Source organism: Parvimonas sp. D2, assembly GCF_035282635.1.
Lineage (GTDB): Bacteria > Bacillota > Clostridia > Tissierellales > Peptoniphilaceae > Parvimonas.
Map to the genome: position 1 here is coordinate 419,206 of NZ_JAYKBO010000001.1, position 20,301 is coordinate 439,506.

The following is a 20,301-nucleotide window of genomic DNA, read 5'->3' on the forward strand; positions in this document are numbered from 1 at the left end:
TATATGTAAGGAGGTGAAGCTATTGACCTCTATTGATACTATAATTTTATTAACGTTGTTGATTGCGTTATTAAAATTGCTAAAGAATTTTAAATAATCAACATAAAAAGCAAGGTCCGCCAACCTTGCTTTTTTATTTGCATTCTAATACGCGAGATGAATTCGACCTCTATAGAATTATAATCTCAACTATATAATACCACAAATCGTAAAAAAGTCAACTCTTTTAGAAAAATATATTGTAATTTATAATTTTAGTATCAATGCAGATTACATTAATTTAAAGATTAATGTTGGATAATAGAATATATATGGCGCTGTAAAAATTGCCAAATATAATGCGAATTTTTTCTTATCTTCTGTTTCTATATCCAAATTTTTAATATTATAGTTTAAGTTTAATATATAGATACAAAATCCTGAAATTACAACTATAATGGTGATTAATATAAATCCAATAATACTATCAAATGGACCTATAATCATACCCTTAAACAAACTATTACCAATACTGCCTATAAATCCAGGAATATTAGAAACTGTTCCAGACACACTTGTTATAAAAGATATGCAAGATATTCCTACAAAGTCTGCAACAAGTCCATACAGAAATACTTTAAAAATAACTTTTTTATACTTTTCGAATATATGTTGTGCATTTAAAATTTTTAAAGCAACTAAAATTACTAAAGTTTGTCTAAGAAAATCTAAAGGTAATACAATGAGCCAAGTTAAAGGAAATAGAAGAATAAACCAACTAGGAAAAAAGAAACTATAAAGTTTATTAGTTTTCATAATTACCTCCTTTTCAAAAATTATTACTACAATCTTATAAAATAATTTTCAAAAATAAAATCTATAAAATACTCATTTATTCTAATATAATATACCTATTTTTTTACTTTTTGTCAATAATTTAAAATCTAGAAATTATATTTTAAAAATACAAAAACAGAGTTAGATTAACTAACTCTGCTTGAAAACTTTTTTATCTAATTTTCAAAATCTAACCTAGTAAATTATAAACAACTGATGTAGGAACAAAAAACAAATATGGAGCTGTAAATATTGCCATATATAATGCTAATTTTTTCTTATCTTTTGCTTCTATATCAATTTTTGCAAAACTGTTTTTTAGGTTCAAATAATAGATGCAAAGTCCTGCTATTAATACTGCAACAGCTACTAAAAGAAAAGCATAAATATTTTCAAAAGGACTTCTCATCATAGGTTCAATCATTTTTTCATTAATCCATTTAAAAAATCCAGAATCCTCACCACCCATTCCAACCAAGCTTGATATTAAAAACAAGAAAATTGCACCAACAAAGTCTGCAAAAAATCCGAATAAGAATACCTTTAGAATTACTTTTTTATACTTTTGAAAAGTATCATCTATCTTTAAAAATTTTAAAGATAATAGTATTACAATTGAATCTATAACAAAATTTACAGGCATTGCAATAAGCCAAGTTATAGGAAACAATAGTAAAAACCAAATCGGAAAAAATACATTGTAAAGTTTTTTATTTTTCATAATGACCTCCTTTATTATTCAAGATTTTTCTACTTACAAAACTTAAACACAAAATACTAAATGTTGTTTAAAAATTTTGATTACAAAAAAAGAGTCAGACTTCTCCAACTCTCAAAATTTGAATTAAGTAGTCGGTTGGTCGGTGTATCCAACATCTCAGATACCTTGTTGCAGGTGTGGCAGGAACCCTTTCTGCCCTCAACTACTTCTTTAATTAACTATAGTATACCCAATTTTTTACTCTTTGTCAACCTTCTTTAGTCTTCCACTAAATTTTCTGCTGTTTAATTTATAGTCGTTTATGCTATACATGCTGACAATAAAAAATTTATCTTTAGTTTTATTAACTTTTAAAGCTAGTAAAATATTCTTTTTATAACATTTTACATACTCCAAAGCCAGTTTTTTTCCATTTGTATTAATTCCTACATAATCAGGATTTTCAATTATATCACTAATTTTATCTACATATTTTAAAACATCATAATGCTTTCTTTTTTCAAGATGTCTTTTTAAACCATGCTTAGAATATTCTATTTCTGATAAGTCTGTTTCAAGACCTAATAATTCTTTAATACTATCCTTTACTATCATAGCTATACCTCTGAATATATTTTAGCATAAAATAAATATAAATCAAATATAATTTTATAAAAAAAGAGCTATCTTTACAGATAGCTCTCTAGTATGTAAGCACACCCAAGGTCGCTTAACAAGAAATGTACGGTACCTTTGCAGTTAGCTCAAAGTAAGCAATCTTACGGCACATAGAGTATTTTACTTATGGCTGCTTCCGTCAAGACCTGACCAGATTCATAAAGCTCTATTGCGTAAGGACCCACTCGTCAACACCACTTACAAAAGTCGGCTACACCCCTTGAAAATCTAACTTGGGAATTCAGCCCTGCTATAGCAGATTACAGGTTACAAGGTACTGCTAACACCCCGCCTAGTGCATGGCGGAGAGCGAGGGATTTGAACCCTCGAAACGCTTTTGACGTTTACACGATTTCCAATCGTGCTCCTTCGACCACTCGGACAGCTCTCCACGACACCCATATATTATAATGTATTTTTTTTGTTTAGTCAATATAAAAATAATTTATATTTTCTGAATCATAACCACATAAGGCGGATTATTTTTTTGATTTTCAAAGGTAAATTTAAGAATGGTATATTCTTTTTGGTTTAAGTTTTGTAAAAATTTTGATATTTCTAAACTCTCAATCTGACCAGCAGAATGTCCTATATAAAAAGTTATGAAAATAACTCCTTTAGAATTTAATTTCTCGAGCAATTTCTTTAAACTTTCTTCAACATCTTCTGCATTAGTAGTTATATATTTATCTCCTTTAGGTAAATAACCCAAATTATATATTGCAAAATCAATATTTTCCTTTACATATTTATAAAAATTTTTGTGATTTTCTAAAATCAATTCACAATTCGAATATTTTTCAAGCAAAATTTTTGAATTTTCCAAAGCTTCTTTTTGAATATCAAAACAATAAAGTTTTTTAGGCTGTAATATCTCTAAAATATTTTTAGAGTCAAACCCATTCCCAACTGTCATGTCAACTGCAACTTTAATTTCACTAATATAATTTTTCATAAAAAATTCAATTAAAGTCTTTGTATTATTTATTTTTACATCCACTGCAAGTCTTTCCTTGTTCTAAAATTTCATCTACATCATAAGTGTATAAATTATCTTCTACTTTAGTAACTCCTGAAATTCCTTCAAAAAACAATTTAGAATAAAATTTCTTTTTTCCCTTCATGTATACTTTATAAGCAATACATTTTATGAAAAATCTATTAAATCTTTCCATTCCTTCATCATATTTTATTTCTTCTAAGTAATAATTTTCATCTCTAAAAGTAAGTTTTACATACCCTATTATATTTTCTTCCATTACTAAGCTGAAATAAAATGTTGGTACAGATAAATCAATACTTCCACCTATTCCATATTTGACATAAAGTTCTTCAAATTCTTCTGGAGTGGCATTTTTTAATCCTATCATTATAAACTCCTTAAATATTCAATCTCTTCTTTACTAAGTTCTCTGTAGTTTCCTAATTTTAATTTTCCAAGTTTTATTTTACCAAACGCAATTCTCTCAAGAGAAATAACATTATAGCCTAAAGTTTTAAACATTTTTCTTATCTGCCTATTCCGTCCTTCTTTTAGAAAAACTTTTACTATGTTATTTTTAAAGTCTAACATTTCAAATCTTGCTTCTCTTGTAATTTTACCTTCAAGCATTATGCCTGAAGATAACTTTTTCAAATCGCTTTCTTTTAATGTTTTATCAACCTTTACGATATACTCTTTTTCAACATTATGGCTTGGATGTGTCAATCTAAAAGCTAAGTCCCCATCGTTTGTTAAAAGCAAAAGTCCAAAACTATCCTTATCTAATCGTCCTACAGGATAAATTCTCTCTTTGGAATCTATCAAATCCAAAACAATTTTTTCTTGAAATTGAGCTTTCGCTGTACTGGAATATCCAATAGGTTTATTTAAAAGATAATATTTTTTTGCTTCTTCTAATTTAATTTTCTTTCCTTCAACTAAAATTTCATCATTTTCTGAAATATCAGTACCTTTTGTAGCAAGTTTTCCATTTACAAAAACTTTTCCCTGTTCTAAAAGTAAATCAGCGTTTCTTCTTGAACAGTATCCGGAATTTGCAATAAATTTATTTATTCTCATCTTTTATTTCCACATCATTTTCATCTTCAACTATTTGGTTTTTTTCTTCATCAGAAATAAATTTTTCAATGTCAGGCAAGTCTTTTAAAGTTTTTAAATTAAATTGATTTAAAAAGTTCAGAGTTGTCTTATAAATAATTGGCTTACCAATTCTATCAAGTCTTCCCGCCTCTTCAATAAAATCTTTTGACATCAGAGTATCGATAGAACTATTACATTTAACTCCTCTTATCTCTTCAATTTCTTGCCTTGTAATCGGCTGTTTATATGCAATTATAGCCAAAGTTTCCAAAGTTGAATTAGTTAAATGCTTCATTGTAACTTTTTCAAAAAGCTTAGAAATAATATCATGATATTCTTTTCTTGTCTTTATCTGATAATGATTAGAAATTTTTTGAATTACAAGTCCTCTTTTTTGAAATTCAAACTCCTCTACAAGTTCATCAGCGTAAACAGTAGCCTCTTTTACTGAAATATCCAAAACTTTTGCAATATCATCAATTTTTAAAGGATCTCCATAAACAAATAACAACTGTTCAATAACTTGTTTATATTCTCTACTATTCAACTTCTCCCCCCACTAAATTAAGTTTAATATTTTTATCTTTATCTTGAAAAATCTTAATAATATTATTTTTTACAAGCTCCAAAATAGATATGAAGATTGTTATAAGTTCGCTTTTTGTTCCATTATAAAAAACTAAATCCTCAAAATAAAGCTCTTTTTTTTCATACATTTTATCTTTTATCATTGAAATATACTTTTCAATTGGAAATAAATCTTTTTCTATTATTCTTTCAAATGAATTTTCTTCATTTTTAATTTGATACTGATTTATAATACTTTCCATTAAAGAAAGCAATACATTAACATCAGTATTTAAAATAATTTCCTTATCTTCAGTCATATATTCAGTAATATCAGACTGCATTTTTGAATATGCTTTACTTCCTTCAGTTTCTAAGTTTCTAAAGTATTCTCCAACCTTTTTAAACTTTCTATATTCAATAAGTCTTTCAATCAATTGTTCTTTTGTAACAATTTCTTCTTCGTCTTCATCTGTGTTTTTAGGAATTAAACTCCTTGATTTTATTTCAACTAATGTACTAGACATTAGCAAAAAAGCTGATATATCAGTATCTTCACTATAAACAGAATTTTCAATTACTTCAAGATAATGTTTAGTTATTTTACTTATTTCAATATCATAAATATCAACCTTTTGTTTTGAAATTAAATCAAGCAACAAATCCAAAGGGCCTGAATAAGCATCTAAATTTACTATTAATTGCATTACATCACCAACATATAAGCAATTTTAATTATAAATTGTCCAACAGTATTAGCAATAGGTGATAAAAATGTTCCAAAAGTTCGTGTCAAAATTAATGCAAGCAGAATAAGTGTTGTATAATTTGAAAGTTTAAAATATTCATATTCTACTTCTCTTGATAAAAATGCACTTATGAAAATTGCCCCATCAAAAGGTGGCAAAGGTATCAATCCTATAATTCCAAATACTATACTTATAGAGATGATATCTCTAAATAGTAAAAATAACAATTTGTTATCAGATCCAACAAGTATATATATAATTGCTGAAATTAAAGCAATTAAAAAGCACATAAAGGCATTTGATAAGGAGTAAATTATTTTACCCCAGAATCTATTTTTAAAGTTAGATACATTTACTTCTAATGGCTTCGCCCAACCGAATTTAAAAATTATAAAACAAATAAAGCCCACTATATCTATATGATTTACAGGATTCAAGCTAGTTGCTCCATTTAATTTCGGTGTATTATCTCCTAGAGCTAAAGCGACATTTGCTTGAAAAACTCTACAGGCTATAATTACAAACATTACAGCAATTCCAACAATTAAATTCTCTATTATAATGTCCATACTACCCCCTATTTATTTCATTTAAAATAGCTATTGCCGTTTTAAAATCTTTTATTTCTCCATTAAAATACATCTTTTTTAATTCATCAAAATGGATTTTAACAATACTTAAATTTTCATCCTCATCTTCTGGTAATTTTGAAGAAAATAAGCTATCAGCTCTGAAGACTACAACTTTTTCTGTACAAAATCCAACACTTGTATAACCTTCAAAAATTTTTTCTAAATTATTAGAATTAAAACCTATTTCTTCTTGCAATTCTCGAAGAGCGGTTTCTTCATAATTTTCTCCTATTTCTACAAGTCCGGCAGGAATTTCTAAAAAGTCCTCTTGAATTGGAAATCTGTATTGTTTAACTAAATATACATATCCTTTTTCATCAATTGGAAAAATTGCAACAGCATCTTTATGATCTACAATTTCTCTTCTTAAAACTTTATCATCTTTTTCAAAGTATTCAAGTTTTAAATTCAAAATTTTCCCGTCAAAAATTTCTTCTGATTTTACTTTTCTATACATCTTAATCTTTCCTTTTTTTCATTTGCAATTTCAATCATTTCCTTAGATTGTCTTATAGTTGTTTCATTAATATTTGCTCCACCTATAAGTCTTGAAATTTCCATAACTTTTTCATCATAATTTGCACATAACACTTTAGATAAAGTTATATCTCCAACTGTTTCTTTGCTTATTATAAAATGCGTATCTGATAAAACAGAAATCTGTGGTAAATGAGAAATTACAAGAAGTTGATGATTTTTTGAAATTTCTGCAAGTTTCTCTCCAACAATTTGAGCAGTTATTCCACTTATACCCGTATCAATTTCATCAAAAACAAGAGTTGCTATCTTATCCCTATCAGATAAAACCTTCTTAAATCCTAACATTATTCTACTAAGTTCTCCACCTGATGCTATTTTATATATTTCTTGAAGTTCTTCACCCTTGTTTGTAGAAATTAAAAAAGTAACTTCATCAAAACCAGTATTTGTGATTTTATTATTAGTTTTTATATCTATTTTAAATATTGAATTTTTTAAATCTAAATCCAAAAATTCTTTTTCAATTAATTTTTCTATTCTCTTTGCAACTTCTTTTCTAGAATTTGAAATTTCTATAGCAAGCTTTTTATATTCTTCACTTAAATTCTTAAGTTTGTTATTTTCTTCAGATAACAAATCTTTTGAATGTTCAAGCAAGTATAAATCTTCTTCTAGTGAATTTTTATATTTTATAAGCCCTTTTTTATCTGTCTTATGTTTCCTTTTCAAGTCATTTAAAAGATTAAATTTTTCCTGTAAAATCGTAAGACTCTCTTCGTCAATATAAATACTTGAGTAATAATCTTGAATTTTTGTATATATTTCTTTTAATCCAAAAGAAATATCTTCAAAATCTTCACTTAATTTTACATTTTTATCATTTTCTTCTAGAACAACTAGATTTCTATTTATTTCATTCATTATAGAAAAGGCATTTACTTCTGAATTTTCTCCATCAAAAAGCTCAACTAAATTTCCGCAACAGCCTAAAATTGTTTGATTATTATTAAATTTATCAATTTCATTTTCGATAAATTCTTCATCCAAAGTTTCAAGTTCCAAACTATTAAGCTCTTCAATTTCTGATTTTATTTCTTCAACATTTTCATCAAAATTGATAACTTTATTCTTTAACTTCTTTAAATTAGTATTTGCCTTTTTTATTTTGTCATATAATATTTCTAAATCTTTTAATTTTTTTCTAAACTCATCATTGCAGAAACTATCTAAAGTTTCAACAAAATCAGCTTTATTAAATAATGTATAACTATCATGTTGCCCACATACATTTAGAATATTCAACATAATATCTGATAGAATAGAATTATTTACAGTTCTATTATTGATTTTTGAAACTGATCTTCCATTTTTGTTAATAGTTCTTGAAATAACTAACATATTATCTTCAATTTCTATATCTAAATCTAGCAATTCAAATTTATTTCTTATAATTTCTTCATCATAATCAGAAAGAAAAAACACTCCTTCAACATAAGCAGTATCACTACGTTTCCCGATGGATGAAGTATTGGCTCTTCCACCGCAAAGCAAAGAAATAGCACCAATAATTATAGATTTACCGGTTCCTGTTTCACCTGTTAAAATATTAAGTCCCTCAGTAAAGGAAATTTTTATTTCGTCAACAATTGCTAAATTTCTAATATATAATTCAGATAACATAATATCCCTACCTTACAAGTTTCTTTACTTCTTCAACTACAGAATCTAAAAAAGCTTTATCATCAATCGCTATAAAGATAGTATCATTTCCTGTTACAATTCCAGTTACCATTTTTAACTTTGCATTTTCTATATACGAACCACATATACTTGCAGTATGTGGAATAGTCTTTATAAGAATCATATCTTCATTATGCTTTATAGATAAAATTGCAAGCTTACAAATCTTACTCAATCTTTCATCTAAAGAATCATAGAGTGAATCAACAACCTTATACTTATATTCTCCATTTTTAGTTTGAACCTTTAAAATCTTTAATTCTTTAATATCTCTTGAAACTGTTGCTTGTGTTGAATGAATTCCCTTTTTTTCCAAGCAATCTGAAAGTTCCTCTTGTGTTTTTATTTCGTTATTTTCTATTAAATCTAAAATAATTCTTTGTCTTGTGTATTTTTTCATATAACCTCTTAAAAAATCCCTTTAATAAGCGCTAATTTTTCTTTATTTCCATCTCCACCAAGTATAGGTGAATCAATTACAGAAATAATTTCAAGCTTATTTCCAAGTGCATAGAGTTTGACTTTTTCAACCACATTCTCTATGACTTTTTCGGATTTAACTATCCCCTTTTTATTTAAACTTTTTCCTTCACATTCAAATTGTGGTTTTATTAAAGCCACAATCTGACTATCTTCTTTTAAAAATTTATATAAATTTTCAAAAATATATTTTAAAGAAATAAAAGAGACATCAATTGAAATAAAATCAATCTTTTCTCCTATTTTTTCAAAATCTAAATATCTAAAATTTGTATTTTCTAAACTAACCACTCTATCATCATCCAATAAACTCTTAGCAAGTTGATCTGTTCCGACATCTATTGCATAAACTTTTTTTGCATTTGCATTTAACATAATTTGAGTAAATCCCCCTGTTGATGCACCAATATCCATACAGATTAAATTTTCCAAATCAAGTTTAAAGTTTTTAATTGCAGAGTCTAACTTAATAGCTCCTCTTCCAACATAACTATCTTCAAAAGTTGCTTTTACTATTACTAATTCAGGTTTTTCAATCATCATTGAAACTTTTTCTATAATTTTACCATAATAAAAAGCTCTTTTTTCTGTAATAATCCTCTTTGCATGAGTTCTTGATTTTGCAAGACCCAGATTAACTAAACAAATATCTGCTCTTTCCATTAGTAAGTCCTTTTTGCCATATAATCAATGAAATTTACAAAAAATTCTTTTCTTCCTGAAATTTTATTAATTTCTTGCAATGAAATTTTATTTAGTTCTTCAATTTTCTTTTCAACTTCACTCTTTCCCAGAACGGTCGCAAAAGTTTTTTTTTTCAATTTAATATCCTCATCATAGTCAAATAAATCATCTTGAAGTTGGAAAACTAAACCTAAGTTTTTAGCATAAATCTCCAAATGTGCTAAATCATTATCACTTGCTCCACCAAGTTTTGCTCCCGCTAAAATTGCAGCTTTAAAAAGTTCTCCTGTCTTTAGAGAATTAATCTTTTCAATATCACTTAAATTCTCTACATTATTTTCAAGATCTAAAAACTGACCATAAATCATTCCATTTATTCCACTTGAATTTAAAATTATTTCACTTGCAGAAATAGCATTTTTGATTTCATCAATATTTTCAAGTTGTTTAATGGCTTTAAACATAATTAAATTTGCATTATTTAAAAGCTCATCTCCTACTAAAACAGCATTTGACTGTCCATATTTGCCATAAACAGATAATACTCCTCTTCTAAATTTATCATCATCCATTTCAGGTAAATCATCATGAACTAAAGAATAGTTATGAATAAGCTCTAAAGCAACTGAAAAGTCTATAGCTATATCTGAAATATCCCTACAAATTTTAAAAGCCTCTAAAAGCAAAATTGCTCTTATTCTCTTTCCACCAACAGAAAAAGAATAAGCACACATTTTTTCAAACTCATTATTATATGCATAAACTTTATTTAATCTTGTCTCAATTATGCTTTTATCATTATGAATTAATTTTATAAAATCTTTCATTATAACTCTAAACTCACTTGTCCATCTTCTAAAGTTTTTTCTACAAATTTTTCCTCTTCATCTTGAGCCTTTTCATCAAATAAGAATAGTCTACCTTCTTCTTTTTCCAAAATATCAACTAATTCTTTATGAAGTTTCATTCCCTTTTTATACAACTCAATACTTTTTTCAAGACTTAATTGTTCTTTTTCTAAAGTATTTACAATTTTAATAAGTTCTTCAATTCCCTTATCATAATTTTCCAACTTAATTGCCATCTATAATCTCCTTAACATCGGAAATAATCTCTCCATTAGAAACTTTAAGTTTCAAAGAATCTCCTACATTTACAGTCTTAATATCCTTTACAATTTCATTCTTATCATTATAAATAATGCTATATCCTCTATCTAAAATACTGTTCGGATTTATAATCTCCAAAGATTGTCTTTTAAAATCTAATAATTGTTTATTATATTTAAAAATTGAAACTATTTTTTCATCCAAAGATTTTTTCAAATTTTCAAGATTTTCTTTCAATGTAGTAATTCTATTAGCCGGATTGTAATATTCCAATTCTTTTTTAAAATGTTCAAGCTGAACTTTTTCAGCAGAAATTTCTTCTAAAATATTTTTATTAAGTTTTTTCTCTGCTTGATTTAAAAATTCTTTTATCTCATCCATGCTTACAGATGAAAGCTCTGCTCCTGCCGTCGGAGTCGCAGCTCTCTTATCTGCAACATAATCTGTTAGCATTGTATCTATCTCATGACCAACTGCTGATATAACAGGTTTTTTACAATTAAAAATGGTTCTAATGAGATTTTCATCATTAAACGCATTCAAATCTTCAAAAGAACCTCCACCTCTACCAACAATTATCGTGTCAATAAAATCAAGTGAATCTAAATATTTAACACCTTCAGCTATTTCATCACTAGCTCCAATTCCTTGAACTTTTGCAGGATAAAAATAGATATTTGCAATTCTATATCTTCTTCGCAATGTATTTAAAATATCACGAATTGCAGCTCCATTCTTAGCTGTAACCACCCCAATATTTTTAGGAAATCTTGGGATTGGTTTTTTAAATTCAGAATTAAAGAGGCCTTCCTTTGAAAGTTTTTCTTTTAGAGCTAAAAACTGCTCATATAAATTTCCACGACCGACCTCTTCAACATTTTTACATAGAATCTGATAGTAGCTTCCTTTTTCATAAGTCATAACAGTACCTGTTACGACAACCTTTTGTCCATCTGTTAAATTCAAACTTTGTGCAATCGGAATAGTTTTAAAAACTACACATTTAAGCATAGCTTCATCATCTTTAATACTAAAGTAACTATGTCCACCTGATTTTTTAAAATTAGATACTTCGCCTTCAACACTTATGTTGGATAAAAAAGAATCTCTCCTAAGTACATTCGAAATGTACTTACTTACTTCTTTAACCTTAAATGTTGTCATCAAAATTCTCCTATTTTAGAATATCATTAAAAGAATACCACTTATAGCAAATATACTAACTGCAGGAACTATACTTTCTTTTAATGCTTTTATAGATGTTTTAGGAATAGCTATAAGTGCCATTAATGTACAAACTGCTGGAACATAAAAACTCATCATTAGAAATGCTTGTCTCCAGAACAATAGAGTTGTATTAGTTGAATATTTAAATATCAAGAATATTCCAATACAGACTACACTAAAAATTGTATATACTACCCATCTTATTTTTCCCTCAGACCCAACTAAATAAGTTGATACACCTATTCCAGTTAAAGCTATGGCAAGAAATACGATTAACAATAAATTACCAAGTAAACTCATAACTACCTCCTAAAATCAAATTTTTATTTTTTCGCTCTAACGATTGTTCCCAAAATACCGTTAATAAATTTATATGAAGCATCAGTTGAATATTTATTTGCAATTTCTATAGCTTCATTTATTGCAACACTTTCAGGAATTTCGTCTAAGTAATAAATTTCATTTACTGCAACTCTAAGAATTGCCAAGTCAATCTTAGCTATTCTATTGTAGTTCCAGCAACCTTCTAAATTTTCTTTTATAATATTATCAATGTCATCAAGATTGTCTATTATAGATTTACAATTCTTCCTAATATACTTAACTTCGCTACTAGGCAAATCAAAATACTCTATAAAACTTTCAATCTCATCACATTTAAAATTATTTTGTATACTTAGCTGATATATCAGCTTCATACACCATTCTCGTGCTTCACTTCTAGTCATATAAGCACTCTACTTTTCAATAGACTCAATACAAATATTCACACCTAAAACTTTAATACTTGTCATAACTTCTATTTTTAATTTTATATTTTCTTGAATTTTTTTAACAATTTCTTCGAATTTTTGTCCATATTCTACTGAAACTTTAACACAAACTTCAATTCCTTTTTCTAAAAATTCAATTTCTATTCCTTTCTTAGAATTTTTTGCATTAATTTTTTCGATATCATCTGGAATTCCAACTATAGATTTTACCCCTTCAACTTCAATAGTTGCCATAGCAGCTATCATATAAAAAATATCATTTGATATCTTGACACTGCCATTTTCGAATTTATTTTTATTCATAATTAATACACCTCCACTTATCTAGTATTATATCAAAAATTGCAAATTTATTCAAATAAATTTGCATATTTTTTCAAGTTTTATTCAATTTTTAAATTAAGTTATTTATGAATATATATAAATAAATATTTTTGAATTATTTTTATTATTTATTCTAAATACTTTTATTAAAATTTATCAGGAAAACAATTTATTATAGCAAATTTTATTATTAATTCTATTTCATTTTAATTTATTTTATGTTATAATAAAAGTGCATTGTATTATAGTACTAAATTAATTTAGGAGGAATTAGAATGAAAAAAAGAAAAAAAATCTCATTACCCCTACAGATTATAATCGCACTTTTCATTGGTGTAGCTTTAGGTCTGTGTTTACAATCAAATCCAAAAATTGCAGATACTTATCTAAAACCAATTGGATCTATATTTTTAAATTTAATTAAATTGGTGATAGTTCCTTTAGTATTTTCATCACTGGTTGTTGGTGTCGCTGAATTAAAAGATATAAAGAAACTTGGAAAAATAGGTTTAAAAACTTTTGTGTTTTATTTTTTAACAACTACCTTTGCAATAATTTTAGGCTTGTTTTTTACTAATATCCTAAAACCAGGTGCAGGTTTTACATTACCTACAACATTAACAGAAGTAAAAGTAAATGAAGCACCTAATTTTATAGATACTTTAGTAAATATAATTCCTGCAAATCCTATGAAGTCAATAGTTGAAGGAAATATGTTACAAATTATAGTATTTGCATTGATACTCGGTTGTGGACTTTTATCTTTAGGAGAAACAAAGTCTAAACCTGTCTTTTTATTTTTTGATGGAATATCAAATGCTATGATTTCTATTACAAACGGAATAATGAAACTTGCTCCAATTGGGGTATTAGGTTTAATTACTCCAGTTATTGCAAATAATGGTCCAAAAGTATTATTACCTTTACTTAAAGTTATTTTTATAGTTTATCTAGCCAGTATTATTCATGCACTTTTAGTGTATTCATCATCTATAAAAATATTTACTAAAATGAAAGTTAGAACATTTTTTAGAAAAGCTTCTACTCCATTTTTTGTAGCATTTTCTACTGCTTCTTCTGCAGGAACTCTTCCTGTTTCTATGGAAACTGCAGAAGAAGAAATGGGTGTTTCTAAACCTATTGCTAGTTTTGTCTTACCTTTAGGTGCAACCATAAATATGGATGGAACAGCAATATACCAAGGAGTTTGTGCATTATTTATAGCACAAGTATATGGAATAGACTTATCAATTCAACAACAAATTGTAATTGTACTAACAACGACATTAGCATCTGTTGGAACAGCCGGAGTTCCAGGTGCTGGAGTAATTATGCTTACAATGGTACTACAAAGTGTAGGACTTCCTATTGAGGGAATCGCACTTGTCGCTGGAATTGATAGAATTTTTGATATGATAAGGACAGCAGTTAATATTTTAGGAGATATAACTTGTTCAGTTGTTGTTGCCCACTCTGAAAAAGAATTAGATTATTCAAAACATAATGATTAACCCCCTTATCAGATGTTTTTAATCAAATGGGCAAATATGAAACCTCCTGTTTCACTAAAAAAGCCAACTTATGTTGGCTTTTTATCTGATTTATTGTTTATTTACTTCGTATAATAATATATTGCAAGTTGCGTTCTATCTCTAAGTTCTAACTTTTCTAAAATTCCTGAAATATAATTTCTAACAGTTCCCTCACTTAAAAATAATTTTTCTGAAATTTCTTTATTTGAAAGTCCCTTTGCAATTTGTTCTATAATTTCAATTTCTTTTTGAGTTAAATTTTCAAAATCTTTTTTTGTCGTATTAAATAGGCTTTGTAATTTTAATTCATTATCTAAAATTTTATTCCCAAGCTTTACACTTTCTATTGCAGGAATTAGTGATGCTACATTATCTTTTAAGATAACTCCTAAAACACCTTTGTTTAAAGCTCTAATTATATCATCTCTATCATTGAAAGTTGTTAAGAGCATTATTTTGGCATCTTTGTCATATTCTAAAATTTCTATTGCAACATCAACTCCATTTACTTCTTTCATTCTAATATCTAAAATGACTACATCAATTTTATTTTCTTTGTAAGTCTCAATTGCTTTTTTAGAGTCTGTAGTAGCTAATACTATTTCATAACTACTCTTTTCCAATATAGTACTTAAAGCATTTAATACTAATAAATCATCATCAACCATTAAAATTTTCATTATTCTCTCCCTTATCTATTGCAATATTTATCTTAAATCCATCATCTGTAATAACATTGAATAGCCCATTATATTTTTTTGCTATTTCTTCCATAGACAAAATTCCAAGACCGTCATTTTTTTCAATATTAATATTTTTTCCATTATCAAAAATCGTAATTATATATGAATTTTCATTTTCTATTATTCTCACAGTAAAACTATCTCCAGTTGAATGTTTAGTAAAATTAGCAAAAGCCTCTTTTACAATGCTTAAAATGTCAAAACTTAAATTTTCATTCATCTTTGTTTTAACTCTATATATTAATTTTGACTTTACATTTGGAACATTTATAATTTTTTCAATAGAGCTTTCTAAGTCAAAAGCAGATTTATACATATTATGAATTATTTTTCTTATATCAACTAATCCACCTGATAAATTCTCCCTAATTCTTATAACTGAAGTTTTTATCTCTTCATCATCACATATTAATTCCAATGCTCTAAGTTCCAAAATAGAAGCTGAAATTGTATGTCCTATTGAATTATGTAATTCTTTTGAAATTTTTTCTCTTTCTTTTAAAATACTATCATAATTCTTTTTTTCTTCTTCCAGATACAATTTCTTTAAATCTTTTTGTAATTTATAATTTGTCTTATAAAAATTTAAAAACTCTCTATGATAAAAAACTTTTCTTTCATAGAGTTCTCTATCATATTGAGATAGACAAACAATTAATAAAGATAAAGCAAAAAAGTTAATTTCTTTACTCAATAGGAATACAAGAAATATTGGAATATTGTAAATTGACTTGCTATAAATTGCATAAATAAAAGAGAACATAAAAAATCTAAACTCCGGAAAAAAATAAATTATAATCAAGAAAATTACTGACAAAGCTAAACTATAATATATATTTTCCTTAATTTCAACTATAAGCACAAAAATTAACGAAATTAAGCTAAAAATTGCAACATTAGCAAAACTCATTTTTTCTGAAAATAAAAACAAAAAGTTTAATAAAAAATACTTTAAAAATACCATAATATCTCCATCTAATTTAAAATAAATAAAACAATAATCATTTAAAAACTATTATAACTATTTTACCATATTTTTCAAAAAATTACATTTGTCATATTGATAAAATTACATAATACACTAATTTTTAAAAAAATTTGTTGATATAATATTGGTGAGGTGATAATTATGATTATAAAAATAGAAGATTTAATAAAAAAATTTAAAGAAAAAATTGTTTTAGACCATTTTAATTTATCTCTTGAAAAAGAAGATGTACTTGGACTTATAGGTCCAAACGGTTGTGGAAAGACAACCTCAATTATGTGTATGCTATCTCTTTTGAAATATGACAGCGGTACTATTGAAGTTTTTGGCAAAAAAGATATTTCAAACGAATATGAAATTAAGAAAAAAATTGGAATTGTTCCTCAAGAACTTGCTGTTTTTAATAATTTAACTGTAAAAGAAAATATCGACTATTTCTGTGGTCTATATGTATCTAATAAAAATGAAAGAAAAAGGCTTGTAAATGAAGCTATTGAATTTACAGGACTTCAAAGTCATGAAAAAATGTTAGAAAAGAAGCTATCAGGTGGGCTTAAAAGACGTTTAAATATCGCTTGTGGTATTTCACATAAGCCTGAACTTGTAATTTTAGACGAGCCAACAGTTGCAGTAGATGCTCAAAGCAGAAAGTTTATCTTAGATGGAATTAAAAATTTAGCTGAAAATGGATCATCAATTCTTTATACTACTCACTATTTAGATGAAGCTGAATATCTTTGCAATAAAATTTCTATTATGGATAATGGAAAAAATATCTTAACCGGAGATATGCAAACTTTGATTAATGGAGTAAGTGTAAAAGAAAAGATTACAGTTGTAGGTTTTATAAAACCTGAAATTATTTCAATCTTAGAAAAACAAGACGAGGTAATTGATGTTGAAGCGAAGGAAAATCAAGTAACTTTTAATTATTCTAGTGATACAGGAAACATTAAAAAATTAATCTACCTACTTGATGAAAACAATGTAGTTTATGAAGAAATTTTTTCAAAGAAACCTAAACTGGAAGATATTTTCTTAGAAATGACAGGAAAGGAGCTTAGAGAATAATGGGAATTTTATCTGCTTTAAAAGTAAATTTGCTACATTTAACTAGAGATAAACTAAATTTATTTTGGAATACTTTTTTTCCTATGATTTTAGCTACATTCTTTTGCCTAGTAATTCCTAATATGGGCAAAAATTTTGATAAAGTAAATGTTGGAATTAACAAAAATAATCCCCATGAATATATTTTAAAACAAATTCCATATCTTAATCTTAAAGAAGTAAAAGAAGATGTTCAAACAGATCTAAAAAACAAAGAATATAAAGCCTTTATAGAAGATGATTTATCTTTAAAAATTATATCATCTAATTCAGAAGTTATGGTTGTTAAAAATATCCTTGACCAAATAAAACAAATGTATGAAACTAAAATTAATCAGGAAGAAATTATAAAAAATATAGATAAAGACTTTATAGAGGACAAAAACCATGGTGTTACAGGTGTTGAACCCATACTTTTTTCAATAATTATTATGGCAAGTCTATATACTATGTTTGATGGCGTTATCTACATAGATAATATATTATATGATTCGTCTGATTTTGCAGTAAGAATGTTAGTTTCTCCAATAAAAAAATCAACTTATTTAATAAACGGAATAATATCTGCACTTATAGTTACAAGTTTTAATTCTACATTATTGATTATTTATTTAAAACTTGTATTTGGGATAACCTTAATAACAAACTATTTTGCTTCAATTATTACTCTACTTTTAATTATGATTTTTGGAATAACTATGGGAATGTTCCTTGCAGTTGCTCTAAAGGCAAAAACCGAAACTAAAACAATGGTTGGACTTGGATGTATTCTTCTAATGAATTATACTTCAGGAATGATGGGCTCAAGTGTAACAAATGCTATAACTTCAGCTTTCCCTATAATAAAAAAGATAAATCCAACATTCTATATGGAAAATGCATTATTAGGTGTAAATATCGCAAATGACAATAGCTACTTAATTACAATGGCTAAATTTATAATTCCATTTACTATGATTTTATTTGGAATTGCATTAATATATTTGAGGAGGCATAAGTATAATGATATTTAAAAATTATATGAAAATATTTATAAAAAATATAAAAGCAGTTTTATTTTCTTTCATAATTTTTATGGTTATGTTGATTATATTTACCAGCTCAAAAGATAATAATGTTGAATTTAAACCTATGAAGCTGGACTTAATGATAAATGATGAAGATAAAAGTGAAGAATCAAAAGCCTTAATAAATTATTTAAAAGAAAAACATAATGTAAAAGAAGAAAAAATTACGGAAAGCGAAGCAAGAAAACAAATTGTTGAGGATAAAATTATAGCTTATATGGTAATTAATAAAGATTTTAAACAAAATTTGTTAAATAATAAAAAAGCAATTTCAATTTTAGCACCAACAAAAACTTCATATATAACCTTTTTAAAAATAGATTTAAAAAGTTATCTAAATTACACATTGTCTGCAATAAATTCAAATGTTGATCAACAAGAGGTAATAAATACATTAAAGAAAGAGATTGATGTAAAGATAATAGATACTAAATTATATAATCAAGAAAAAGGAAAAGAAGCCTTTAACGCTACTTTTTTAATCCTAAGTTATATAGTTTTTATGAGTATAATTTCAATAATTATAAATATTGATGCTGAATTTAAAAAAGAAAGTCTTTTAAAGAGAATGGCTTTGTCCCCTTATAGTCAAAAATCACAAACTTTACAACAATTTTTAGCTCAGGTAATAATATCTATATTAATATCAAGTTTTTATTTAGCTGTTTCAATATCAAGAGTGAACGAAGAAATACCTAAAACTAATTTAGTATATATGAGTCTAGCAGTATTTATATTTTCATTTACTGCAATTTCACTAGGACAACTACTTGTATCAATTTCAAAGGATGTAAAAGTTGTAAATGGTGTAAATTCTGCTTTCACATTAATAATGGCATTTTCATCAGGAGTATTTTTGCCGATGAAATTCTTACCACAAGGATTAATAAATGTTTCTAAATTTATGCCACAATATTATTTTGTAAAGTTTTTAGAAGAAATAAATTTTGAAAAATTTTTACTATTTGTTGCATCACAAGTTGTATTCATAGTATTTTATACACTACTAGGAATATTCATAAAAAGATACAAATTAAAAGAAGTCGCTTAATCGACTTCTTAAAGCACAGACAAAACATAATTTTTGTCTGTGCTTTTTTATGTTTATTCAAGCAATATTCAGTATACAATTTATTGGCATTTTTGCTTTACCGTTTTCATTGACATTATCACCAATCTAAAAGAAGTCTTGCCTCCTTTTATTTTTCTAAAAATCTTCGTATTCAATATTCTTAACAGTTGCTTTTAGTAAATAAATATTACACAGAACATTTAAACTAAATATAGCTATAAAAAACAATATTAATAAATACGTATTTTCATACAGTCCAATAAAATTAGGTAAATATTTAAACCCCAACAACATAAAAAGAAGAGGAAATGTAATCATAACAAAAAATGGAACTATATCATCTCTATCTTTAAATACAAAATATGAATACTGAACTATTGGATTTATAAATATAGCCGTAAAAAAATATCCTAATAAACTTAATAAAAAACTTGAATTAAAAATTCTAACAAATACAAATAAAATAATATAATAGACTAAAATTTTTAGAGTTGAAACTAAAAACTTTGATACAATTAAATCTTTTCTTGAAAATTTAGTTGTTAAAATATATTTGTTTATTTTTTTATTTCTTTCAAAATTATTTCCGACATCTCTACTTCCAATAACTGAAAACACAAAAATATAAGTAAATAACATTTCAAAAAACACTCCAACACACAGCAGTATTAAATCTAAAGTAAAAAAATACCATTTTTTCTTAATTTCAAGATATTCTAAAAGCAATAAACCTTTCATAACAAACTC

26 protein-coding genes, 1 tRNA gene and 1 other RNA gene are annotated in these 20,301 nt (G+C 26.1%); 4 read left to right on the top strand and 24 right to left on the bottom strand.

All coding sequences use genetic code 11. From position 1 onward, the window contains the following. Window positions 1-270 precede the first annotated feature (270 nt). From VJI77_RS01950 to VJI77_RS02050, 21 genes are all read right to left on the bottom strand, one after another. The gene (locus VJI77_RS01950; RefSeq protein WP_009732808.1) at window positions 271-795 is read right to left on the bottom strand and encodes a hypothetical protein; all 525 of its coding nucleotides are present in this window, start codon (window positions 793-795) and stop codon (window positions 271-273) included. A 211-nt stretch (window positions 796-1,006) separates the two neighbouring features. After that, window positions 1,007-1,537, bottom strand: coding sequence for a hypothetical protein (locus VJI77_RS01955; protein WP_009354306.1), 531 nt, complete (start codon window positions 1,535-1,537; stop codon window positions 1,007-1,009). Window positions 1,538-1,774: 237 nt separating this feature from the next. Further along, window positions 1,775-2,131: a PBECR3 domain-containing polyvalent protein gene (locus VJI77_RS01960; RefSeq protein WP_009372397.1), complete on the bottom strand. Its 357-nt coding sequence runs from the start codon at window positions 2,129-2,131 to the stop codon at window positions 1,775-1,777. A 97-nt stretch (window positions 2,132-2,228) separates the two neighbouring features. Further along, an RNA gene (gene ffs, locus VJI77_RS01965) (signal recognition particle sRNA large type) lies at window positions 2,229-2,495 on the bottom strand. Then, window positions 2,495-2,585, bottom strand: a tRNA-Ser gene (locus tag VJI77_RS01970). Before VJI77_RS01970 ends, ffs begins: the two co-directional genes overlap by 1 nt. A 54-nt stretch (window positions 2,586-2,639) precedes the next feature. Then, window positions 2,640-3,194 (bottom strand): tRNA (mnm(5)s(2)U34)-methyltransferase, encoded by a 555-nt coding sequence (locus VJI77_RS01975; RefSeq protein WP_323988051.1) that lies wholly within the window; start codon window positions 3,192-3,194, stop codon window positions 2,640-2,642. After that, a complete protein-coding gene (locus tag VJI77_RS01980; RefSeq protein ID WP_323988052.1) occupies window positions 3,175-3,564 on the bottom strand; it encodes a hypothetical protein in 390 nt (129 codons plus the stop codon). Before VJI77_RS01980 ends, VJI77_RS01975 begins: the two co-directional genes overlap by 20 nt. Beyond that, a complete protein-coding gene (locus VJI77_RS01985; protein WP_323988053.1) occupies window positions 3,564-4,256 on the bottom strand; it encodes a pseudouridine synthase in 693 nt (230 codons plus the stop codon). Before VJI77_RS01985 ends, VJI77_RS01980 begins: the two co-directional genes overlap by 1 nt. Next, window positions 4,243-4,824 carry an SMC-Scp complex subunit ScpB gene (gene scpB, locus VJI77_RS01990; protein ID WP_293439912.1) on the bottom strand — a complete coding sequence of 194 codons (582 nt, stop codon included), beginning with the start codon at window positions 4,822-4,824 and terminating at the stop codon, window positions 4,243-4,245. Before scpB ends, VJI77_RS01985 begins: the two co-directional genes overlap by 14 nt. After that, window positions 4,817-5,551, bottom strand: a complete 735-nt coding sequence (locus VJI77_RS01995; RefSeq protein ID WP_323988055.1) for a segregation and condensation protein A — start codon at window positions 5,549-5,551, stop codon at window positions 4,817-4,819. The genes scpB and VJI77_RS01995 overlap by 8 nt, the downstream gene beginning before the upstream one ends. Further along, window positions 5,551-6,162, bottom strand: a complete 612-nt coding sequence (locus VJI77_RS02000) for a site-2 protease family protein (RefSeq protein WP_323988056.1) — start codon at window positions 6,160-6,162, stop codon at window positions 5,551-5,553. Before VJI77_RS02000 ends, VJI77_RS01995 begins: the two co-directional genes overlap by 1 nt. 1 nt (window position 6,163) lies before the next feature. Next, on the bottom strand, window positions 6,164-6,682 hold the full coding sequence (locus VJI77_RS02005) for an NUDIX hydrolase (protein WP_323988057.1): 519 nt from the start codon (window positions 6,680-6,682) through the stop codon (window positions 6,164-6,166). Continuing rightward, complete coding sequence (gene recN / locus VJI77_RS02010; protein ID WP_323988058.1) at window positions 6,667-8,385, bottom strand: DNA repair protein RecN; 1,719 nt, start codon at window positions 8,383-8,385, stop codon at window positions 6,667-6,669. Before recN ends, VJI77_RS02005 begins: the two co-directional genes overlap by 16 nt. A gap of 7 nt (window positions 8,386-8,392) precedes the next feature. Next, the gene (locus VJI77_RS02015) at window positions 8,393-8,845 is read right to left on the bottom strand and encodes an arginine repressor (RefSeq protein ID WP_009354235.1); all 453 of its coding nucleotides are present in this window, start codon (window positions 8,843-8,845) and stop codon (window positions 8,393-8,395) included. An 8-nt stretch (window positions 8,846-8,853) separates the two neighbouring features. Next, the gene (locus tag VJI77_RS02020; protein WP_323988059.1) at window positions 8,854-9,588 is read right to left on the bottom strand and encodes a TlyA family RNA methyltransferase; all 735 of its coding nucleotides are present in this window, start codon (window positions 9,586-9,588) and stop codon (window positions 8,854-8,856) included. Beyond that, entirely contained in the window at window positions 9,588-10,436 is an 849-nt protein-coding gene (locus tag VJI77_RS02025) for a polyprenyl synthetase family protein (RefSeq protein ID WP_323988060.1), read from the bottom strand. Before VJI77_RS02025 ends, VJI77_RS02020 begins: the two co-directional genes overlap by 1 nt. After that, complete coding sequence (xseB, locus tag VJI77_RS02030; RefSeq protein WP_029949726.1) at window positions 10,436-10,693, bottom strand: exodeoxyribonuclease VII small subunit; 258 nt, start codon at window positions 10,691-10,693, stop codon at window positions 10,436-10,438. The genes VJI77_RS02025 and xseB overlap by 1 nt, the downstream gene beginning before the upstream one ends. Then, window positions 10,683-11,882, bottom strand: a complete 1,200-nt coding sequence (gene xseA, locus VJI77_RS02035) for an exodeoxyribonuclease VII large subunit (protein ID WP_323988061.1) — start codon at window positions 11,880-11,882, stop codon at window positions 10,683-10,685. Before xseA ends, xseB begins: the two co-directional genes overlap by 11 nt. Window positions 11,883-11,897: 15 nt before the next feature. Continuing rightward, a complete protein-coding gene (locus VJI77_RS02040; protein ID WP_313960962.1) occupies window positions 11,898-12,245 on the bottom strand; it encodes a hypothetical protein in 348 nt (115 codons plus the stop codon). 23 nt (window positions 12,246-12,268) lie between these two features. Further along, window positions 12,269-12,673: a transcription antitermination factor NusB gene (nusB, locus tag VJI77_RS02045; RefSeq protein WP_313960963.1), complete on the bottom strand. Its 405-nt coding sequence runs from the start codon at window positions 12,671-12,673 to the stop codon at window positions 12,269-12,271. Window positions 12,674-12,682: 9 nt separating this feature from the next. Beyond that, window positions 12,683-13,021: an Asp23/Gls24 family envelope stress response protein gene (locus tag VJI77_RS02050; RefSeq protein ID WP_009372433.1), complete on the bottom strand. Its 339-nt coding sequence runs from the start codon at window positions 13,019-13,021 to the stop codon at window positions 12,683-12,685. Between the two features lie 296 nt (window positions 13,022-13,317). Between VJI77_RS02050 and VJI77_RS02055 the strand changes: the two genes are divergently transcribed. Continuing rightward, a complete protein-coding gene (locus tag VJI77_RS02055; RefSeq protein WP_323988062.1) occupies window positions 13,318-14,553 on the top strand; it encodes a dicarboxylate/amino acid:cation symporter in 1,236 nt (411 codons plus the stop codon). 101 nt (window positions 14,554-14,654) lie between these two features. Here VJI77_RS02055 and VJI77_RS02060 read toward each other — a convergent pair whose 3' ends face one another. Both VJI77_RS02060 and VJI77_RS02065 read right to left on the bottom strand, forming a co-directional pair. Further along, entirely contained in the window at window positions 14,655-15,254 is a 600-nt protein-coding gene (locus VJI77_RS02060; protein ID WP_009372776.1) for a response regulator transcription factor, read from the bottom strand. Next, window positions 15,235-16,281 (bottom strand): sensor histidine kinase, encoded by a 1,047-nt coding sequence (locus VJI77_RS02065; protein ID WP_313960965.1) that lies wholly within the window; start codon window positions 16,279-16,281, stop codon window positions 15,235-15,237. Before VJI77_RS02065 ends, VJI77_RS02060 begins: the two co-directional genes overlap by 20 nt. 165 nt (window positions 16,282-16,446) lie before the next feature. Between VJI77_RS02065 and VJI77_RS02070 the strand changes: the two genes are divergently transcribed. Genes VJI77_RS02070 through VJI77_RS02080 form a run of 3 tightly spaced genes read left to right on the top strand, consistent with a single transcriptional unit; the run spans window position 16,447 to window position 19,533 of the window. Next, complete coding sequence (locus VJI77_RS02070) at window positions 16,447-17,376, top strand: ABC transporter ATP-binding protein (protein WP_323988064.1); 930 nt, start codon at window positions 16,447-16,449, stop codon at window positions 17,374-17,376. After that, window positions 17,376-18,428 (top strand): ABC transporter permease, encoded by a 1,053-nt coding sequence (locus tag VJI77_RS02075; protein ID WP_323988065.1) that lies wholly within the window; start codon window positions 17,376-17,378, stop codon window positions 18,426-18,428. The genes VJI77_RS02070 and VJI77_RS02075 overlap by 1 nt, the downstream gene beginning before the upstream one ends. Continuing rightward, window positions 18,418-19,533, top strand: a complete 1,116-nt coding sequence (locus tag VJI77_RS02080; RefSeq protein ID WP_313960967.1) for an ABC transporter permease — start codon at window positions 18,418-18,420, stop codon at window positions 19,531-19,533. The genes VJI77_RS02075 and VJI77_RS02080 overlap by 11 nt, the downstream gene beginning before the upstream one ends. A gap of 156 nt (window positions 19,534-19,689) precedes the next feature. On the opposite strand, the gene VJI77_RS02085 is transcribed toward VJI77_RS02080, so the two are convergent. Next, window positions 19,690-20,292, bottom strand: a complete 603-nt coding sequence (locus VJI77_RS02085; protein ID WP_323988066.1) for a hypothetical protein — start codon at window positions 20,290-20,292, stop codon at window positions 19,690-19,692. Between the last annotated feature and the right edge of the window lie 9 nt (window positions 20,293-20,301).

Bases quoted from the DNA above. Each gene is read 5' to 3' on its own strand.
- VJI77_RS01950 (WP_009732808.1), bottom strand. From the start codon at position 795: ATGAAAACTAATAAACTTTATAGTTTCTTTTTTCCTAGTTGGTTTATT.
- VJI77_RS01955 (WP_009354306.1), bottom strand. From the start codon at position 1,537: ATGAAAAATAAAAAACTTTACAATGTATTTTTTCCGATTTGGTTTTTA.
- VJI77_RS01960 (WP_009372397.1), bottom strand. From the start codon at position 2,131: ATGATAGTAAAGGATAGTATTAAAGAATTATTAGGTCTTGAAACAGAC.
- VJI77_RS01980 (WP_323988052.1), bottom strand. From the start codon at position 3,564: ATGATAGGATTAAAAAATGCCACTCCAGAAGAATTTGAAGAACTTTAT.
- VJI77_RS01985 (WP_323988053.1), bottom strand. From the start codon at position 4,256: ATGAGAATAAATAAATTTATTGCAAATTCCGGATACTGTTCAAGAAGA.
- VJI77_RS01995 (WP_323988055.1), bottom strand. From the start codon at position 5,551: ATGCAATTAATAGTAAATTTAGATGCTTATTCAGGCCCTTTGGATTTG.
- VJI77_RS02000 (WP_323988056.1), bottom strand. From the start codon at position 6,162: ATGGACATTATAATAGAGAATTTAATTGTTGGAATTGCTGTAATGTTT.
- VJI77_RS02005 (WP_323988057.1), bottom strand. From the start codon at position 6,682: ATGTATAGAAAAGTAAAATCAGAAGAAATTTTTGACGGGAAAATTTTG.
- recN (WP_323988058.1), bottom strand. From the start codon at position 8,385: ATGTTATCTGAATTATATATTAGAAATTTAGCAATTGTTGACGAAATA.
- VJI77_RS02015 (WP_009354235.1), bottom strand. From the start codon at position 8,845: ATGAAAAAATACACAAGACAAAGAATTATTTTAGATTTAATAGAAAAT.
- VJI77_RS02020 (WP_323988059.1), bottom strand. From the start codon at position 9,588: ATGGAAAGAGCAGATATTTGTTTAGTTAATCTGGGTCTTGCAAAATCA.
- VJI77_RS02025 (WP_323988060.1), bottom strand. From the start codon at position 10,436: ATGAAAGATTTTATAAAATTAATTCATAATGATAAAAGCATAATTGAG.
- xseB (WP_029949726.1), bottom strand. From the start codon at position 10,693: ATGGCAATTAAGTTGGAAAATTATGATAAGGGAATTGAAGAACTTATT.
- xseA (WP_323988061.1), bottom strand. From the start codon at position 11,882: ATGACAACATTTAAGGTTAAAGAAGTAAGTAAGTACATTTCGAATGTA.
- VJI77_RS02040 (WP_313960962.1), bottom strand. From the start codon at position 12,245: ATGAGTTTACTTGGTAATTTATTGTTAATCGTATTTCTTGCCATAGCT.
- nusB (WP_313960963.1), bottom strand. From the start codon at position 12,673: ATGACTAGAAGTGAAGCACGAGAATGGTGTATGAAGCTGATATATCAG.
- VJI77_RS02050 (WP_009372433.1), bottom strand. From the start codon at position 13,021: ATGAATAAAAATAAATTCGAAAATGGCAGTGTCAAGATATCAAATGAT.
- VJI77_RS02055 (WP_323988062.1), top strand. From the start codon at position 13,318: ATGAAAAAAAGAAAAAAAATCTCATTACCCCTACAGATTATAATCGCA.
- VJI77_RS02060 (WP_009372776.1), bottom strand. From the start codon at position 15,254: ATGAAAATTTTAATGGTTGATGATGATTTATTAGTATTAAATGCTTTA.
- VJI77_RS02065 (WP_313960965.1), bottom strand. From the start codon at position 16,281: ATGGTATTTTTAAAGTATTTTTTATTAAACTTTTTGTTTTTATTTTCA.
- VJI77_RS02070 (WP_323988064.1), top strand. From the start codon at position 16,447: ATGATTATAAAAATAGAAGATTTAATAAAAAAATTTAAAGAAAAAATT.
- VJI77_RS02075 (WP_323988065.1), top strand. From the start codon at position 17,376: ATGGGAATTTTATCTGCTTTAAAAGTAAATTTGCTACATTTAACTAGA.
- VJI77_RS02080 (WP_313960967.1), top strand. From the start codon at position 18,418: ATGATATTTAAAAATTATATGAAAATATTTATAAAAAATATAAAAGCA.
- VJI77_RS02085 (WP_323988066.1), bottom strand. From the start codon at position 20,292: ATGAAAGGTTTATTGCTTTTAGAATATCTTGAAATTAAGAAAAAATGG.